Below are 17581 nucleotides of genomic sequence, written 5' to 3'. Positions count from 1 at the left end.
GCAAAGAACGCAAACACCTGTCGCGGACCCCGGCATACACTTTGCGAGATCATGGGCTCGCGCCCTACCGGGCACAGACCCACAGCCAATCCAGCCAGGCCCACAAGGCCCTGCCAACAGGAGACAAGACAACATGAATGCCCCACTGCCCGCGCACATCCGCAAGGCGCTAGAGACGGTCACGCTGGACGACAAATATTCCCTGGACTACGGCCGCGCCTTCATGAGCGGCGTCCAGGCGCTGGTCAAGCTGCCCATGCTGCAGCAGCTGCGCGACAAGCAGGCCGGCAAGAACACCGCCGGTTTCATCAGCGGCTACCGCGGCTCCCCGCTCGGCGGCTACGACCAGGCGCTGTGGAAGGCCAGCAAGTTCCTGAAAGAACAGAACATCGTCTTCCAGCCGGGCGTGAACGAAGAGCTTGCGGCCACCGCGCTCTGGGGCACCCAGCAACTGGGCTTCTCGCCGCAGGGCACCAACAAGTTCGACGGCGTCTTCGGCATCTGGTATGGCAAGGGCCCGGGCGTGGACCGTTGTTCGGACGTCTTCAAGCACGCCAACATGGCGGGCACCACCGAATTCGGCGGCGTGATCGCGGTGGCCGGCGACGACCACATCTCCAAGAGCTCCACCGCCGCGCACCAGAGCGACCACATCTTCAAGGCCTGCGGCACGCCGGTGTTCTTTCCGACCAGCGTGCAGGAAATCCTGGACCTGGGCATCCATGCCTTCGCGCTGAGCCGCTTTTCGGGCGTGTGGTCGGGCATGAAGACGATCCAGGAGATCGTGGAGTCGAGCGCCACGGCCATGATCGATCCGGAGCGCGTCGAGATCGTCATTCCCACCGACTTCGAAATGCCGCCCGGCGGCCTGCACATCCGCTGGCCCGACCATGCGCTGGAGCAGGAAGCCCGGCTCATGCACTACAAGTGGTACGCCGCGCTCGCCTACATCCGCGCCAACCGCCTGAACCACAACGTGATCGAAGGCCCGAACGACCGCTTCGGCATCATGGCCAGCGGCAAGGCCTTCAACGACACGCGCCAGGCGCTGCTCGACCTGGGGCTCGACGACGCGGCCTGCCGCCAGTTGGGCATTCGCCTGCACAAGGTGGGCGTGGTGTGGCCGCTGGAAGCGCAGCTCACGCGCGAATTCGCCACCGGCCTGCAGGAGATTCTGGTCGTCGAAGAAAAGCGCCAGGTCATCGAATACCAGCTGAAGGAAGAGCTCTACAACTGGCGCTCCGACGTGCGGCCCAACGTGGTCGGCAAGTTCGACGAAGGCCTGGGCGCGAGCGACGACGGCTACTCGGGCGGCGAATGGTCGATGCCCAACCCGACCTCGCACACGCTCCTGCGCGCCAACGCCGACCTGAACCCCGCGCTGATCGCCAAGGCCATTGCCGCGCGCCTGAAGAAGACGGGCCTGCTGGCCGCAGCCGGCGCCGACATGGCCGCGCGCATCGACGCGCAACTCGCCATCCTCGAAGCCAAGGAACGTTCGATGGTGGTGCAGCAGGCCTCCACCAGCGTGGCCGACGCCAACCGCCAGCCGTGGTTCTGCTCGGGCTGCCCGCACAACACCAGCACCGTGGTGCCCGAGGGTTCGCGCGCGATGGGCGGCATCGGCTGCCACTTCATGGCGACCTGGATGGACCGCTCCACCATCGGCTTCACGCAGATGGGCGGCGAGGGCGTGCCATGGGTGGGCCAGCAGCCCTTCACGACCGACCAGCACATCTTTGCGAACCTGGGCGACGGCACGTACTTCCACAGCGGCCTGCTCGCCATTCGCCAGAGCATCGCGGCGGGCGTGAACATCACCTACAAGATCCTCTACAACGACGCGGTCGCGATGACCGGCGGCCAGCAGGTTGGCGAGCGGCCTGAAGGCCACTCGGTGCTGCAGATTGCCGAGAGCCTGCATGCCGAGGGCGCGAAGAAGGTCGTGATCGTCACCGACGAGCCTGAGAAGTACGAAGGCGTCTCGATTCCGGGCGACCACGTGCAGGTGAAGCACCGCGATTTGCTCGACGAAATCCAGCGCGAATTCCGCGCCATGGCCGGTACCACGGCCATCATCTACGACCAGACCTGCGCCACCGAAAAGCGCCGCCGCCGCAAGCGGGGCACGGCCGTCGATCCGGCCAAGCGCGTGGTCATCAACGAGCTGGTCTGCGAAGGCTGCGGCGACTGCAGCGTGCAGAGCAACTGCCTCTCCGTGGAGCCGCTGGAAACCGAATTCGGCCGCAAGCGCACCATCAACCAGAGCAGCTGCAACAAGGACATGAGCTGCCTGAAGGGCTTCTGCCCGAGCTTCGTGACCGTCGAGGGCGGCCAGCTCAAGAAGAAGAGCAAGAACAAGGGCTCCACACCCGCCGAATTCGGCCTGCTGCCGGAGCCCGCGATTCCGTCGCTGGCGGGGGGCAAGGTCTGGGGCGTGGTGGTGGCCGGCGTCGGCGGCACTGGCGTGATCACCATCGGCCAGTTGCTGGGCATGGCTGCGCACATCGAGGCCAAGGGCATCGTCACGCAGGATGCGGCCGGCCTTGCGCAAAAGGGCGGCGCCACCTGGAGCCATGTGCTCATCGGCGACACGCAGGACGACATCCGCACCACGCGCGTGGGCACCGCGGCGGCCGACCTGATCCTGGCCTGCGATCCGCTGGTTGCGGTCAACGGCGAAACCATGGCGCGCATGCGCGAAGGGCGCACGCACGTGGCGCTCAACAGCCACAGTTCGCCGACGGCCGCCTTCGTGCGCAATGCCAACTGGCAGAACCCCGAAGACGCCTGCGCCGCCGAGATCTCGCGCGCGGTTGGCATCGACGGCATCGGCACCTTCGACGCCGATGCGGCCGCTACCGTGTTGATGGGCGACAGCATCTACGTCAACCCGATGATCCTGGGCTACGCCTGGCAGAAGGGCTGGGTGCCGCTCGCGCACGAGTCGCTGATGCGTGCCATCGAGCTCAACGCCGTGGCCATCGAGAACAACAAGACTGCTTTCGAATGGGGCCGCCAGGCGGCGATTCGCCCCGATGAGCTGCAAAAGCGCGTGCGCCCGGGCCAGGTCATCGAGTTCAAGAAGCGCGAGACGGTCGAGGGCCTGGTGGCCCGCCGCGCCGAGTTCCTGACCGGCTACCAGAACGCTGCCTACGCCGAGGAATACAGGCAGTTCGTTGCCAAGGTGCAGAAGTCGGAATCGTCGCTGACGGGCAAGACGGCGCTGACCGAAACGGTGGCGCGCTACCTGTTCAAGCTGATGGCCTACAAGGACGAATACGAAGTCGCGCGCCTGCACACCGACCGGTCGTTCCTCGACCGCGTCGAAGGCATGTTCGAGGGCGACTACAAGCTCAACTACCACCTCGCTCCGCCCGTCATCGCGAAGAAGAACGCCAAGGGCCAGCTGCAGAAGCAGCAGTTCGGCCCCTGGATGCTCACCGGCTTCCGCTTTCTCGCGAAGCTGAAGGGCCTGCGCGGCACGGCGCTCGACATCTTCGGTCGCACCGAAGAACGCAAGACCGAGCGCGCGCTGATCGCCGAGTACCGCGCGAGCATCGACGAGGTGATCGCAGCCCTGCGCGCCGACAACCACCCGCTGGCGCTGGAAATCGCAAGCCTGCCGGAGCAGATCCGCGGCTATGGGCATGTGAAGGAGCGCAATCTGGCGGCGGCGCGCACACGCTGGAACGAGCTGATGGGCAAGTGGCGCAACCCGCAGGGGGAGCGCGCGGCGGCTTGATCAGTCGGCCCTGTCGTTGTCTGCGATCCGGGCTTCGAGCCGGGCGCGGGCGGCCACCAGGGCCCCGTGGATCTTCTGTTCGAACAATTCGCGTGGCGGAAGAACGGTGAGGTACTCCGCCACGTGGATGCCGGATTTGTCCAGTTCCAGCAGTTCGATCTGTTCCTGCTTCTTGCCGGTGCAAAGAATGATTCCCAGTGGGGGCGCATCGCCGGGTTCCTGGTCGTGGCGGGCCAGCCAGCGCAGGTACAACTCCATCTGGCCCTTGTATTCGGCGCGGAACTCGCCCAGCTTCAACTCGATCGCCACCAGACGGCGCAGCTTGCGGTTGTAGAACAGGAGGTCGATGTAGAAATCGTCGTTGTCGAGCTGGATGCGACGCTGGCGGGCCACGAAGCTGAAGCCGGCTCCGAGTTCGAGCAGAAAGGCTTCGAGTTCGCGCAGGATGGCGTCTTCGAGATCCTTCTCCAGGTGCCGGTCTTCCAGGCCCAGGAAGTCGAGCACATAGGGGTCTTTCAACAGCAAGGCCGGCTCGGCGGGGTTCTGGGTTCCCAACTCGCCAAGTTCCTGGCGGATCAGCGCCTCTGGCTGGCGCGAGAGCGCAGTGCGCTCGTAAAGCAGAGAGCCGACCCGCTCGCGCAGCGTGCGAACGCTCCACCCTTCCAACTGGCACATCTGCGCGTAGAACTCGCGGGCCAGCGGGTCCTTGACTGGCAGCAGCGCCAGAAAGTGTGTCCAGCTCAAATGTCGGATCAGCGGTACGACCATTTCCTCGGACGGGAACACCTCAGCGAACTGCACCATGCGCCGGAGGTTTTTCTCCTCGAAGCCGCGTCCGTAGTCGCTCGCCAATTGTCGTGACAGCGATACGACAATTTCCTCGCCGTAACCGGCGCGTCGACCGCCCAGCACTTCGGTGCGGATTCGCTGGCCGATGCGCCAGTACATGAGCGTCAGCCCCGCGTTCACTGCCGCCGCTGCTGCATGCCGAGCCTGTTCGATCAAATGACGCAGGTCCGTCAGGAGCAGGTCCGGGCTCCTGTGAAGAGCGACGGGGGTGTCGGCTGCCGTCAAGCTGTTGCGCTTGCTCATGGAATCTCCTCTCTGTACGCGCATGGCGGGGGCGGAATTGTCCCGGCGCCGGCTTGCGCGCATCGCGTCTTCGGGTCTGGCTGCTCCGAAAAGACTGCCGAATGCGGCATTACTTGCAATGAGTGCTATTAAAAATGTAGCGAGCGTGATCCATGGGCGCCGCCTGAAAGCCCCGCTCGACGCGCCGGATAAGCCGCTGGAACGCCGCCGCGCCCCGAATACAATGCCCGGTGCTGTGCGGCGGCCAAGCCCCCGCCGAGCTTTGACCGGCGGCCCGTTTTCCTCGTGGCTGCCCTGAGATGGAATCGCAGGCAAGGCCCGCGCTCCTCTCGTTTCTCTTCCCCCTGCTGGAGACTCTCTTGTTCATTTCCTCTGCTTTCGCCCAGACCGCGCCCGCAGCCGCCGGCGGCGGTGACATGATGTCCTCGCTCGGCAGCATGCTGCCGCTGGTGCTGATGTTCGTGGTGCTGTATTTCGTCATGATCCGCCCGCAAATGAAGCGCCAGAAAGAAGCCCGCGCCATGATCGAAGCGCTGGCCAAGGGCGACGAAGTCGCCACGGCAGGCGGCGTGCTCGGCAGGATCACCTCGATCGGCGACCAGTACCTGGGCCTGGAAATCGCCAGCGGCATCGAAATCAAGATCCAGCGCAGCGCTGTGGTCCAGGTCCTGCCCAAGGGCGCCGTCAAATAAAAGCGTGAGCTGATCCTTGCGCTTTGCGGCGCTGGACCCCAGTTCACGCCGTGTTCCATCTTCGAAATGCTTGCTAAAAGCGCCCGCTCATGAACCGTTACCCGGTCTGGAAGTACGCGACCATCGTGGTCGTGTTGCTCGTGGGGCTCATCTACGCCCTGCCCAATTTCTTCGGTGAGTCGCCTGCGGTGCAGGTGTCGGCGGCCAAGTCCACCGTCAAGATCGACGCGTCGACCCAGGCCCGGGTGCAGGAGGTGCTCAAGACGGCAGGCCTCGTGCCCGACCTGTTGACGCTGGAGCCCACCGCGGTGCGGGCGCGCTTTGTTACCACCGACGACCAGATCAAGGCGCGCGATGCGCTGCAGCAGGTACTGGTGCCGAATGCGGACGAGGCCTCGTATGTGGTGGCGCTGAACCTGGTGTCGCGCTCCCCCACCTGGCTGACGGCGCTGCATGCCTTCCCGATGTACCTGGGCCTGGACCTGCGCGGCGGGGTCGACTTTTTGCTGCAGGTCGACATGCGCGGCGTGCTGGACAAGAAGGCCGAGTCCTTTGCCGGCGACATCCGCACCGGCCTGCGCGACAAGAAGGTGCGCGGCAGCGCGGTGAACCGCAACGGCCAGACCGTGGAGATCACGCTGCGCGACGCCGGCAGCGTGGAAATCGCCCGCCGCCTCATTCAGGACCAGATGCCCGACCTGAGCACCGTCGAGAGCGAACAGGGCACTGAAACGCGCATCGTGGCCAGCATCAAGCCCGAGGCCGCGCGCCGCTTCCAGGACGCGGCGCTCAAGCAGAACGTGACCACGCTGCACAACCGGATCAACGAACTCGGCGTGGCCGAACCGGTGATCCAGCAGCAGGGCGTCGACCGCATCGTGGTGCAGCTGCCCGGCATGCAGGACCCGGCCCAGGCCAAGACCATCATCGGCCGCACCGCCACGCTGGAGATGCGCCTGGTGGACGAAAGCGCCGAAGGCCGCGCGGCCGAGCAGGGCGCGGGGCCGGTGCCTTTCGGCTCCGAGCGCTTCCTGGACCGTTCGGGCCGTCCCGTGATCGTGAAGAAGCAGGTGCTGGTCACCGGCGAGAACCTCACCGACGCGCAGCCCGGCTTCGAGCAGCAGACCAACCAGCCGAAGGTCGACCTGACCATGGACTCCAAGGGCGGCAACATCATGCGTGACGTGAGCCGCGAGAACTACAAGAAGCGCATGGCGATGCTGATCTTCGAAAAGGGCAAGGGTGAAGTGCTCACCGCCCCGTCGATCAACGGCGAGCTGGGCAACCGCTTCCAGGTGTCGGGCGCGATGACCGTGTCCGAGGCCAACGATCTCGCGCTGCTGCTGCGCGCCGGCTCGCTGGCCGCGCCGATGGAAATCATCCAGGAACGCACCATCGGCCCGACGCAGGGTGCCGAGAACATCAAGAAGGGCTTCGACAGCGTGATGTACGGCTTTGCCGCGATCATGGTGTTCATGTGCCTGTACTACGCGCTGTTCGGCGTGTTCTCGTCGATCGCACTGGCCGTCAACCTGATCCTGCTGGTGGCCATCCTCTCGATCCTGCAGGCCACGCTCACGCTGCCGGGCATTGCCGCCATGGCGCTGGCCATCGGGGTGGCCATCGACTCCAACGTGCTGATCAACGAGCGCGTGCGCGAAGAGCTTCGCAACGGCGCATCGCCGCAGGCGGCGATCCATGCGGGCTACGAGCGCGCATGGGGCACCATCCTGGACTCCAACGTCACCACGCTTATCGCGGGTATCGCGCTCCTGGCTTTCGGCTCGGGCCCGGTGCGCGGCTTCGCGGTGGTGCACTGCATCGGCATCGTCACCTCGATGTTCTCGGCCGTGTTCTTCTCGCGCGGCCTGGTCAACTTCTGGTACGGACAGAAGAAGAAGCTCAAGACCGTGTCGATCGGCACGGTCTGGCGTCCCAAGACCGACGGCACCGCCGGTACGGCCGTGGCCGAAACCAAGTAAGGGACACGAGAGACAGCCATGGAATTCTTCCGGATCCACAAGACCATTCCGTTCATGCGCCACGCGGTGGTGCTGAACATCGTTTCGTTCGTCACCTTTGCATTGGCGGTTTTCTTCCTGTTCCATCGCGGGCTGCACCTGTCGGTGGAGTTCACCGGCGGCACGGTGATGGAGGTGGCCTACAAGCAGTCGGCCGACGTCGGCAAGGTGCGCGAGGTCGTCGCCAAGCTGGGCTACCAGGAGGTGCAGGTGCAGAGCTTCGGCACTTCGGTGCAGATTCGCCTGCCGGTGCAAAAGGGCATGACTTCGGCCCAGCAGAGCGAACAGGTGCTCGGCGCCCTGAAGGCGGTCGAGCCGGCGGTGGAGTTGCGCAGCAACGAGTTCGTCGGCCCGCAGGTCGGCGACGAACTCACCACCAACGGCATCAAGGCGCTCGCCATGGTGGTGGTGGGCATCATGATCTACCTGGCGTTTCGCTTCGAGTGGAAGTTCGCGGTGGCCACCGTGCTGGCCAACCTGCACGACGTGGTGATCATCCTGGGCTTCTTCGCCTTCTTCCAGTGGGAGTTCTCACTGGCGGTGCTGGCGGCGGTGCTGGCGGTGCTGGGCTATTCGGTGAACGAATCGGTGGTGATCTTCGACCGGGTTCGCGAGAACTTCCGGCGCTACCGCAAGTTGTCGACGTCCGAAGTCATCGACAACGCGATCACCTCGACCATCAGCCGCACCATCATCACGCACGGATCCACGCAGCTGGTGGTGCTGTCGATGTTCTTCTTCGGCGGCCCGACCCTGCACTACTTCGCCCTGGCGCTGACCATCGGCATCTGTTTCGGCATCTACTCGTCGTGCTTCGTGGCGGCAGCCATCGCGATGTGGCTGGGCGTGAAACGCGAAGACCTGATCAAGGGCGGCGGCCCGCCGACCAAGCGCGAAGGCGACGCCGAAGACGACCCGAACGCCGGCGCGGTGGTCTGACGGATACTTCGGGGTTCAACAAAGCGGTGGCGGCAGGGCCGCGCCGCTGTTCTCGTGCAACGATGGGCGTTGTCCGTACTTGTGCGGGAGCGTTTCCCGATGCAAGCTCGCGGGTGTTGCCGATGAACAGTTCCCCTTGGCCTTTCCGATCTTTCAATGAGCATTGCGCGGTCCGCTTCTTCCCTGCAGCTCGCACGCCTGACGCGTGAGCGCTTCGTATCGGCCACCGAAGGCGCCATCGCGCCGCTGGCCAGCGCCATCCGCGACCGGCTGACGGTCCTGGCGTCCGAAGTGGGCAACGCGCGCGCCATGCAGGAGCACCGCGACGACTTCGTGGCGTTCCAGGGGCAGGCCTCCCAGTGGGTGTCGCTCGCGCAGATGGGCTGGCGCAAGGCGCTGGGCACCGGCGGCAACCCGCCGACCGGCGGGCTCGCGACCTCCCCCACGGCGCTGCGGCTGGAGCTGATCGGCGACGAGGTGGTCGAAAGCAACATCCTCGCCTCGCGACTGGCCCAGGCGATCCATGACAAGGCCAGCTTCGAACTCAGCGACCTGCGCCTGCGCATCCAGCACCTGGAAGGCACGCACGAACTCGATGCGAAAGACGTGCTCAAGCCCGAGACGCTGGCCAAGCTGCTGGTGGAGCAGTGGCTCGCGGCCGGCCTGAGCCGCGAGCTGTGGGCGCGGGTGCAGGACACGGTACAGCAGCAGCTGCTGCAGGTGGTCGTCAAGGCCTACGAGGGGGCCAACGCCTTCCTGGTCGCCAACGGCGTGATGCAGGAGATCGACCTCAAGAGCTTCGTGCGCAGGACCGGCGGTGCCGGGAACAGCGGCGGCGTCGGAGGCAACAGTTCGTTCTCGGGCGGTGCGCTGTCATCGCCCGCACCGGTGGACCACGGCGCCATGGCGGCGGGGCACGGCGGCGGGGTCCAGCAGCGCCCGGGCCCCGGCTTCGGCTTCCAGACGGAACCGCAGCAGGCCTCGGTACCGATGACGATGCCGTCCTCGACGATCGGCGGCTCGCCGCTGACGATCGCACGGCAGCGCGCGCAGACCGCGCTCCTGAGCCTCAAGCGTTTCGTCACCGGGCGGATCGGCGGCGACACCACCGTCACCGTCCAGAACTCGATGGCGGCCGTCGCGGCCGCGGGCCGCGTCACCGGCGCTGGCGGTCATCCGGCAGCCCCGGCAACAGGCAACACGGCGCCCCGGGCCTTCTCGCGCACCTTCGCCGGCGCCATCGCCGACGCCGAGGCCGCCTACCGCATGGCCGCCACGCAGTACATGGAAGCCTCGGGCGAGCAGGCCACGCTCATCCAGCAGACGGCGGTCGACCTGCGCCGGCGTACGGCCGACCTCAAGAAGCGCGCACCCACCACGGCCGACAAGGCCACGGTTGAAATCGTGGCGCTGATGTTCCAGGCCATCCTCGCGGAAGAGCGGATTCCGTTCTCGGCGCGCGTGTGGTTCGCGCGGCTGCAGATGCCCGTGCTGCGCGTGGCCATCGCCGAGCCCGAGTTCTTCGGCACGCTGCAGCACCCCGCGCGCATGCTGATCGACCGCATGGGCTCCTGTGTGATGGGCTTCGATGCGGCCGCCATCACCGGCAGCGCGCTCGAAGGCGAGATCCGCCGCGTGGTGCAGGTGATCGAGCAATACCCCGAAACCGGCCAGCGCGTGTTCAAACTGGTGTTCGACGAGTTCGTCGCCTTTCTCAACCGCTACCTCACGCAGAGCGACAGCACGCAGCGCGTGATGAGCGTGGCGCAGCAGGTCGAGCAGAAGGAAACGATGGCGATCCAGTACACCATCGAGTTGCGCAAGATGCTCAACGACATGCCGGTGCGCGACGAGATCCGAGAGTTCCTGTTCAAGGTCTGGGCCGAGGTGCTTGCCATTGCGGCGCTGCGCTACGGCGCGCAGGGCGAGCAGACCGTCATGCTCAAGCGCGTGGCCTCCGAGCTGGTGTGGGCCGCGAGCGCCAAGCCCAACCGCGCCGACCGCGCCCGCGTGATCCAGGATCTGCCGCAGTTGCTGCAGCGCCTGCGCCAGGGCATGGCGCTGCTGGGCATCGTCGACGAGCCGCAGGAAGCCCACATCAAGATCATCGGCGCAACGCTGTCCGACGCCTTCCTGTCGAAGACCGAGGCCATTCCGCAGGCCAAGATCGAGGCCATGGCCGAGCGCCTGGCCCATCTGGAAGATTTCGTGAGCGACATCGGCGGCACCGCCGACCTGCCGCTCGATGCGCACAGCATCGAACTGCTGCTGGGCGTGGATGCCGCGTCCATCGAGGTGGTGCCGGATGCCGCCGGCACCAGGGTACCCGAGGACATGCTGGCCTGGGCGCACGAGCTGCAGGTAGGCAACTGGTTCATGCTCGACCACAACGACCGCGTGAGCCAGGTCCAGTTCGTCTGGCGCAGCGACAGGAAGCAACTGCACCTGTTCGCCACGGCGGACGGGCGCAGCTTTCTGATCCAGGCGGGGCGCCTTGCCACGTACCTGCAGGCCGGCCTGCTGGTGCCCGCCGAGGAAGAAACACTCACGGTGCGCGCGACGCGCGAGGCGCTGGCCAAGCTCGATGCCAACCCTGAGCGCCTGCTGAACTAGGGCCTGTTCACACTACGCAAGGGGTCGCGTTGCTTCGCCAAGGGGCTGGCTGCAAGGCGCCCGTGCGCAGCAAGGCTGGAGCCTTGCAAGCGCGGGCAACGCCGCAGACGGCCCCTTGGCGAAGCAACCCGGAGGGAAGCTCGCCACAGCCCGCCCCTCGGCGTTGCGCTCCTTGTGCGTGCGGACGCACGCACGGCGTCACGCGCCTTGATGGACGGGCTGTGGCGAGCTTCGCGACCCCTTGCGTAGTGTGAACAGGCCCTCCCGCCCTTTCGGGGGAGTCTCAGTGGGCGGTGCGGCCTTCGCGGCTTTCGCAGAGTTCGTCGAGCACCAGCGCATCGGGCTCGATGCCGGTGCTCCAGTGGACCATCAGCACGATGATCTTGAGCTCGTCCAGCGCCACCGGGTCGCCGGGCGCGGCCATTGCGCGCTCGATCACGATCTCGCGCATGCCGCATGGCAGCACGTTCGACGCTTCGAGAAAGAGGATGAAGCCGAGGCATTCGGCACCCAGGTGCTCCTGCTCGGCCTGGGCGTAGACCCGCATGGCATTGCTCGACTGCGGCACCCCGGCTTCGGGCGCGCCGCCCAAGGTGACCGTGGCGATGGCTTCGTCGTCGGCATCGCGCTCCAGCTGCATGCCCTGGGTGGCGAGGCTCAGGCCGTCGAGCCAGTGCAGGGCATCGCGGATTTCTTCGGCCTCGAAGCCGTGCGCGCTGAGCTTGCGGCCCAGTTGCGCGGGTTCGGGGCAGGCGTCGCCGCGCCAATAGTTTTCGTAGACAAAAACAAGCACTTCGAACATGAGCCCAATATAGCCCACGAACGTTCCCATGCCGGGGCTAAGTGGATGCCATTCGTTGGAAGAGTCCGCCCGGCAGGCGTGAAATGTGCCCCTCCAGTTCGAGCTCGAGCATCCGGGCCTGCAGTGCGGCGGCGCTCCAGCCGGTGCGCGCGCTGAGCGCATCGAGGCTGACCGGATCGAAACCCAGGGCGTCGAGCAGCGGATCTTCGGCGGCCGGCGTGTGGCTGCTGCTTGCAGGCCCGTCGGCGGCGGGCGCAGCGGCCGGGCCTTGCGTGCGCAGGGGCGGCAGTTCCTCGAGGATGTCGTTCACCGACTCGACCAGCTTCGCGCCCTCGCGGATCAACGCATGGCAGCCGCGCGATTGCGGCGAATGGATCGAGCCTGGAATCGCAAACACTTCCTTGCCCTGCTCGGAGGTCAGCCGCGCGGTGATGAGCGAGCCCGAGGCCAATGCCGCCTCGACCACCAGCGTGCCGCGCGCCAGGCCCGCGATGAGCCGGTTGCGCTTGGGAAAATTCTGCGTCAGGGGCGGTGTGCCGAGCGGCAGCTCGCTCACGATCAGCCCCTGCAGGGTGATGCGGTGCGCCAGGTCGCGGTGGCGCGCGGGGTACACGCGGTCCAGGCCGGTGCCCACGACAGCCACGGTGGCCAGCCGCGGCGTATCGCCGGCCGCATCCAAAGCGCCCTGGTGCGCCGCCCCGTCCACGCCGAGCGCCAGGCCCGACACCACGGGCAGGCCCGCATCGCCGAGCGCGCGCGCAAAGCTGCGTGCGTTGGTGGCGCCCTGTGGTGTCGGATTGCGGCTGCCGACGACGGCGATGCTGTGGCGCAGCTGGGTCAGGTCGAAGTCCGCAGCGCCGAGCAGGTAGAGCATCAGCGGCGGGTCGGCCATCTCGAGCAGCGAGGCCGGGTAGCCGGTATCGCCGAGCGTCACGAGGCGGCGTGTGACGCCGTTGACCTCGGCGGTTTGCAGCCACTGCCAGGTCTGGTCGATGGCCGCCTGCAGGCCAGCCGGGGCCGCCTGCAGCGCTTCGGCCTGGGCCTGGCTCAAGACTTGCCGCAGCGCTGCGGCGGTCTGCCCAAAGATTTGCCCGGGCAGCCCGAAGGCCGCGAGCAGCCTGCGCGCGGCGCCGTCGCCGATGCCCGGCGTCAGGGAGAGTCGCAGCCAGTCTGCGAGTTCTGCGCGTTCCAAACCGATGTCAGCGAAGTGGGGCCGCCGGAAGTCCGATCAGGGGTTGACGAGGAAGTCGCCCGCGCGCGGGGTGTCGTTGATCTCGAGCACCAGCGCGTAAGACACTTTCTCGAAGGTGCGGAACACCATCAGCAGGCCGATGCGCTCGTTCGGGAGCTTGATGGTTTCCTTGCGTGCGCCGGTCCGGTCGAGGATGGTTTCGCCGTTCTTCAGGATGGCCAGCACGTGGCCGCTGTCGATGCCGTCGCGCGTGCCCTTGTTGATGGCCACGACCTGGTTCTGGGCCGCGAACTGCACCGCGTTGCCATACACCGAGATGATCCGGCCTTCGACCTGCGTCGAAGGCGCGCGCGGCGCGTAGCTCAGCAGCTGGCGGGGCGGCTCGGGCAGCAGGCGGTCGCCGGCGCGCATTTCCTCGCGCGAGGCCACGATGTCGATGCTGGCGGGAACGACGGTGATGACGTCCTTGTCGGCCACGGTCTCGATGGTGGTCGATTCGCCGCGCTGCAGCTGCGCCTTGCCCAGGTACTGCGCCTCGTAGCCGAGGATTTCACCCGTGCCCGGGTCTTTGAGCGGCGTGGCGTTGCGGAAGACGCGGTAATTCTTGACCGGGCCCGGTGTTTCAAGCAGCGGCGATTCGGCATTGCCGCGGGCATACGCCCGGTCGCCGCGCGACAGCAGCACCCGGCTGTCGTTGCCCGCGACGATGCGCGGGGCGCTGTCCAGCGTGTTGGCGTCCACCACGATCGGTTCGCTGAGGAAGGGCTCGATCAGGCTCGGGTTGAGCGTGGGCAGCGCCATGCCGGCCAGCGAATCGAAGCGCGTGCGGGGCGACAGCTTGATCGTGCCGCCGTCGCCGCTCACGCCGCCGCGGCGGGTGGTCAGGCGCGCGCGGCCGCCGGTCTTGTCCAGATAAAGAACCTGGCCGGGGTAGATGCGGTGCGGATTCGCGATCTCGTTGATGTTCATGCCCCACAGCTCCGGCCAGCGCCAGGGGCGCAGCAGGTAGAGGCGCGAGATGGCCCAGAGCGTGTCGCCGGGCTTGACCGTGTATTCGTCGGGCGCGTTCGGCGAAAGCTCGCTCAGCGGCACGCCCGCCTGGGCGGTCTGCTGGGCGGTGGCGCGCTGCTGCGGCGTGACGGGGTAGTTTTGAGCCCAGGCCGTGGTGGCGCCGCAACTGCCGATTACCGCCAGGGCGGTCAGCGTGGCGAGGAGATTGGGACGCTGGCGTTCGGTGGATCTGAGCTTGTTCATGTCTGGATGGGTGAGCGCACGGTGTGTCGTTGCGCATACGAATCTCACAATTTGCTACGAATTCTGCGCCCGAAGCCCTTGGAAGGGCAACGTTTTCGGGGCTGCAAGGCGCTTCGCGTCGCGGAATTGGCGAAAATAGCCACAACTTCCCCCCGATTTCATGGCCAAACGAATCATTCTGAGTTATCCGGACAAGCGCCTGCACACGGTCGCCAAGCCGGTGCAGGGCGTCGACGCGCGCATCAAGGCCTTGGTGGCCGACATGCTGGAGACCATGTACGACGCCGAAGGCATCGGCCTGGCAGCCACCCAGGTCGATGTGCACGAGCGCCTCGTCGTCATCGACGTGTCCGAAGAACGCAACAAGCCGATCGTGCTGATCAACCCCGAAATCACCTGGGCCAGCGACGAAAAGGTGCTCAACGAAGAAGGCTGCCTGTCGGTGCCGGGCATCTACGACGGCGTCATGCGCTCCACCTCGGTCAAGGTGCAGGCGCTCGACGAGAACGGGGACATGCGCACCATCGAGGCCGAGGGCCTGCTGGCGGTGTGCATCCAGCACGAGCTCGATCACCTGCTGGGCAAGGTGTTCGTCGAATACCTCTCCCCCCTCAAGCGCAACCGCATCAAGAGCAAGCTGCTCAAGCAGCAACGCGAAGAAATGCGGGAAAGAGCCTGAACACCATGCAACGCCGCCTTTGCTCCCTTGCCGCGCTGGCGGTCGTTGCGGTCGCCGGCCTGGGTTTGGCCGGTTGCGCCAACGAGCCCACGCGCATCCAGCCCGGCACCACCGCCGCCGAAACGCTGCAGCGCCTGGGCGCGCCCACGGGCCGCTACCCGCTCACCGGCGGCGGCGAGCGCCTGCAGTATTCGCGCATGCCGGCCGGCTTCGAGGTCACCGACATCGACGTGGACGCCGCCGGCAAGGTCGTCTCGGTGACCCAGGTGCTGAGCGAAGCGCGCTTCGGCGCCGACATCAAGGTCGACCAGTGGCGCCAGAACGACGTCCTGGCCTTCTACGGGCGGCCGTACCAGATCGACCGCGTCAGTTCCTTCGACGGCGCGGTCTGGACCTGGCGCTACAAGGCCGTGAACGAGCGCCGCATGCTCTATATCTACATAGACCGCGCCGGCGTGGTCCGGCGCTATCACACGGGGGACGACCTCGAATTCGAGCGGGTCCGGGATTGAGCCGGCTCAAGGTCGCTTTTGCGGGCACGCCCGAGTTCGCGCGCGTCGCCCTGGAGGCCATTGCAGCGGCCGGCCATGACGTGGTGCTGGTGCTGAGTCAGCCCGACCGCCCTGCGGGCCGCGGCATGAAGCTGCAGGCCTCCCCGGTCAAGCAATGCGCTGTCGCCAACCAGTGGCCCGTTGCGCAGCCGCGCAGCCTGCGCCTGGACGGCAAGTACCCGGACGAAGCCGCCACCGGGCGCGATGCGTTGCAGCAGGCCGGCCCCGACGTGATGGTGGTTGCCGCCTACGGCCTGATCCTTCCGCAGTGGGTGCTCGACCTGCCCGCGCACGGCTGCCTGAACATCCACGCGAGCCTCTTGCCGCGCTGGCGCGGCGCCGCGCCGATCCACCGTGCCATCGAGGCCGGCGACACGCAGACCGGCATCACCATCATGCAGATGGACGCCGGCCTGGACACCGGCGACATGCTGCTGCGCGAAGCCGTCGACATCGGCAGCGACAACACCGCCCGCCTGCACGACCGCCTGGCCGAACTCGGCGGCCGCATGATCGTCCAGGCGCTGGCGAACATCGGCAGCCTCCGCCGCACGCCGCAGCCGGCCGAAGGCGTCAGCTACGCCCCCAAGGTCGAGAAGCACGAAGCCCTGATCGACTGGACCCAGCCCGCCGACGCCGTCGTGCGGCGCGTGCGGGCCTTCGATCCGTTCCCGGGGGCCAACAGCCCGCTGGACGGCGAAACCATCAAGCTCTGGACCGCGCACGCCATGCCTTCGGGCGCTTCCGAGGGCTTGGCCGACCCCGGCACCATCCTGGCCGTCACCGACACCGGTGTGGCGGTCGCGGCGGGCCCTGCGGGCTATGAGCGCGTGATGCTCACCGAGCTCCAACGCCCCGGCGGCAAGCGCCTGCCCGTGGCCGATTTCCTGCGCGGCTTCGACCTGAAGGCCGGGCAGGTGTTCGGCTGATGTTTCTTTCCGCGGCCATCCGCCGCCGTCCCGAATTCCGCGTGGGCATCCGCGACATGTCCTCGGCCGCGCTGGGCATCGGCGCCTGGGGCCTGATGACCGGCGTGGCGATGGTCAAGTCGAACATGAGCGTGATCGAGGCGGTGGCCATGACGCTCTTCGTCTACGCCGGCAGTTCCCAGCTCGCGGCCATTCCGCTGCTGTTCGCGGGCGCGCCGGCCTGGGTGATTCTGGCGACGGGCTTTTGCGTCAACCTGCGCTTCGTGGTCTTCAGCCTGCACCTGCGGCCCTACCTCATGCACATGCCGCGCTTGCGCCGCATGACCCATGGTTACCTCACGGCCGACCTGAGCTACGCGCTCTTCACCCGGCAGTACCCGGCGCCGCCCTCGAACCTCGCCGAGCAGCAGTCGCAGGAGGCCTACCTCACCGGCAACTACTTCGTGACCTGGTGTTCGTGGATGGGCATGAGCCTCCTGGGCATCGCGCTGGCCAACTTCATTCCGCAGACCTGGGGCCTGGGTTTCGCGGGCGTGCTGAGCCTGGTGGCCATCGTCTGCTCGATGGCGACCACGCACCTGCGCATCCTGGCCGCACTGATCGCCAGCGTGACGGCGGTGGCGGCCTATGCCTTGCCGCTCAAGCTCAACATCGTGGTCGCCATCGGCGTGGCGGTGCTGCTGTGCTTCTGGCTGGAAAAGCAGTTCGGCCTGGACCCCGCGGCGGAGGACGACAAGTGAGAGGCACCGACCTGTGGACCCTGGGCGTGATCGTCGGCCTGGCGCTGGTCACGGTGCTCACGCGCTGCTTCTTCTTCATCCTGGACCGGCCCTGGGGCCTGCCGGACTGGGCGCACCGCGCGCTGCACTACGCACCGGCCGCGGCGCTGGCCGGCGTGATCGCGCCCGAGATCGTGATGACGCAGGGCCAACTCATCACCACGCTGCACGACGCCCGCCTGTACGCCGCCGTGGTCGGCGCCGCTTACTACTACTGGCGGCGCGGCGTGCTCGGCACCATGCTCGCTGGCATGGCGGTGTATTTGCCGCTGCACCTTGGCCTGGGCTGGTGA

14 protein-coding genes are annotated in these 17581 nt (G+C 66.9%); 10 read left to right on the top strand and 4 right to left on the bottom strand.

Going from position 1 to position 17581, the window contains the following annotated elements:
* Positions 1–133 precede the first annotated feature (133 nt).
* The gene (locus tag ABIC90_RS03965) at positions 134–3745 is read left to right on the top strand and encodes an indolepyruvate ferredoxin oxidoreductase family protein (RefSeq protein WP_354352740.1); all 3612 of its coding nucleotides are present in this window, start codon (positions 134–136) and stop codon (positions 3743–3745) included.
* Here ABIC90_RS03965 and ABIC90_RS03960 read toward each other — a convergent pair whose 3' ends face one another.
* The gene (locus ABIC90_RS03960) at positions 3746–4837 is read right to left on the bottom strand and encodes a PDDEXK nuclease domain-containing protein (RefSeq protein WP_354352739.1); all 1092 of its coding nucleotides are present in this window, start codon (positions 4835–4837) and stop codon (positions 3746–3748) included.
* Between the two features lie 359 nt (positions 4838–5196).
* Between ABIC90_RS03960 and yajC the strand changes: the two genes are divergently transcribed.
* The 4 genes from yajC (at position 5197) to ABIC90_RS03940 (ending at position 11102) form a co-directional block, all read left to right on the top strand.
* On the top strand, positions 5197–5529 hold the full coding sequence (gene yajC / locus ABIC90_RS03955) for a preprotein translocase subunit YajC (RefSeq protein WP_354352738.1): 333 nt from the start codon (positions 5197–5199) through the stop codon (positions 5527–5529).
* Between the two features lie 89 nt (positions 5530–5618).
* Entirely contained in the window at positions 5619–7511 is a 1893-nt protein-coding gene (gene secD / locus ABIC90_RS03950; RefSeq protein WP_354352737.1) for a protein translocase subunit SecD, read from the top strand.
* 18 nt (positions 7512–7529) lie between these two features.
* Positions 7530–8489, top strand: a complete 960-nt coding sequence (gene secF / locus ABIC90_RS03945; RefSeq protein ID WP_354352736.1) for a protein translocase subunit SecF — start codon at positions 7530–7532, stop codon at positions 8487–8489.
* 156 nt (positions 8490–8645) lie between these two features.
* Positions 8646–11102 (top strand): DUF1631 family protein, encoded by a 2457-nt coding sequence (locus ABIC90_RS03940; RefSeq protein ID WP_354352735.1) that lies wholly within the window; start codon positions 8646–8648, stop codon positions 11100–11102.
* A gap of 283 nt (positions 11103–11385) precedes the next feature.
* Here ABIC90_RS03940 and ABIC90_RS03935 read toward each other — a convergent pair whose 3' ends face one another.
* The 3 genes from ABIC90_RS03935 to ABIC90_RS03925 are packed head-to-tail and all read right to left on the bottom strand — an operon-like array spanning position 11386 to position 14350.
* Entirely contained in the window at positions 11386–11904 is a 519-nt protein-coding gene (locus ABIC90_RS03935; RefSeq protein ID WP_354352734.1) for a DUF494 family protein, read from the bottom strand.
* Positions 11905–11941: 37 nt separating this feature from the next.
* Positions 11942–13096 carry a DNA-processing protein DprA gene (gene dprA / locus ABIC90_RS03930; RefSeq protein ID WP_354352733.1) on the bottom strand — a complete coding sequence of 385 codons (1155 nt, stop codon included), beginning with the start codon at positions 13094–13096 and terminating at the stop codon, positions 11942–11944.
* Positions 13097–13132: 36 nt separating this feature from the next.
* Positions 13133–14350 carry a LysM peptidoglycan-binding domain-containing protein gene (locus tag ABIC90_RS03925; RefSeq protein WP_354352732.1) on the bottom strand — a complete coding sequence of 406 codons (1218 nt, stop codon included), beginning with the start codon at positions 14348–14350 and terminating at the stop codon, positions 13133–13135.
* A gap of 160 nt (positions 14351–14510) precedes the next feature.
* On the opposite strand from ABIC90_RS03925, the gene def reads away from it, so the two are divergent.
* Genes def through ABIC90_RS03900 form a run of 5 tightly spaced genes read left to right on the top strand, consistent with a single transcriptional unit; the run spans position 14511 to position 17581 of the window.
* Positions 14511–15029, top strand: coding sequence for a peptide deformylase (def, locus tag ABIC90_RS03920; protein ID WP_354352731.1), 519 nt, complete (start codon positions 14511–14513; stop codon positions 15027–15029).
* 5 nt (positions 15030–15034) lie between these two features.
* Entirely contained in the window at positions 15035–15541 is a 507-nt protein-coding gene (locus ABIC90_RS03915) for a hypothetical protein (RefSeq protein ID WP_354352730.1), read from the top strand.
* A complete protein-coding gene (gene fmt, locus ABIC90_RS03910; RefSeq protein ID WP_354352729.1) occupies positions 15538–16509 on the top strand; it encodes a methionyl-tRNA formyltransferase in 972 nt (323 codons plus the stop codon). The genes ABIC90_RS03915 and fmt overlap by 4 nt, the downstream gene beginning before the upstream one ends.
* The gene (locus ABIC90_RS03905) at positions 16509–17249 is read left to right on the top strand and encodes an AzlC family ABC transporter permease (protein WP_354352728.1); all 741 of its coding nucleotides are present in this window, start codon (positions 16509–16511) and stop codon (positions 17247–17249) included. Before fmt ends, ABIC90_RS03905 begins: the two co-directional genes overlap by 1 nt.
* Positions 17246–17581 carry an AzlD domain-containing protein gene (locus ABIC90_RS03900; RefSeq protein ID WP_354352727.1) on the top strand — a complete coding sequence of 112 codons (336 nt, stop codon included), beginning with the start codon at positions 17246–17248 and terminating at the stop codon, positions 17579–17581. Before ABIC90_RS03905 ends, ABIC90_RS03900 begins: the two co-directional genes overlap by 4 nt.

It is taken from the genome of Variovorax boronicumulans, from assembly GCF_040544675.1.
Taxonomy (GTDB): Bacteria; Pseudomonadota; Gammaproteobacteria; order Burkholderiales; family Burkholderiaceae_C; genus Variovorax; species Variovorax boronicumulans_D.
Note: the sequence above shows the minus strand (reverse complement) of the source record. Positions and strands in the feature narration are given on the sequence as shown.

Bases quoted from the DNA above. Each gene is read 5' to 3' on its own strand.
- ABIC90_RS03915 (WP_354352730.1), top strand. From the start codon at position 15,035: ATGCAACGCCGCCTTTGCTCCCTTGCCGCGCTGGCGGTCGTTGCGGTC.
- ABIC90_RS03925 (WP_354352732.1), bottom strand. From the start codon at position 14,350: ATGAACAAGCTCAGATCCACCGAACGCCAGCGTCCCAATCTCCTCGCC.
- ABIC90_RS03940 (WP_354352735.1), top strand. From the start codon at position 8,646: ATGAGCATTGCGCGGTCCGCTTCTTCCCTGCAGCTCGCACGCCTGACG.
- secD (WP_354352737.1), top strand. From the start codon at position 5,619: ATGAACCGTTACCCGGTCTGGAAGTACGCGACCATCGTGGTCGTGTTG.
- secF (WP_354352736.1), top strand. From the start codon at position 7,530: ATGGAATTCTTCCGGATCCACAAGACCATTCCGTTCATGCGCCACGCG.
- def (WP_354352731.1), top strand. From the start codon at position 14,511: ATGGCCAAACGAATCATTCTGAGTTATCCGGACAAGCGCCTGCACACG.
- ABIC90_RS03960 (WP_354352739.1), bottom strand. From the start codon at position 4,837: ATGAGCAAGCGCAACAGCTTGACGGCAGCCGACACCCCCGTCGCTCTT.
- ABIC90_RS03965 (WP_354352740.1), top strand. From the start codon at position 134: ATGAATGCCCCACTGCCCGCGCACATCCGCAAGGCGCTAGAGACGGTC.
- ABIC90_RS03935 (WP_354352734.1), bottom strand. From the start codon at position 11,904: ATGTTCGAAGTGCTTGTTTTTGTCTACGAAAACTATTGGCGCGGCGAC.
- ABIC90_RS03905 (WP_354352728.1), top strand. From the start codon at position 16,509: ATGTTTCTTTCCGCGGCCATCCGCCGCCGTCCCGAATTCCGCGTGGGC.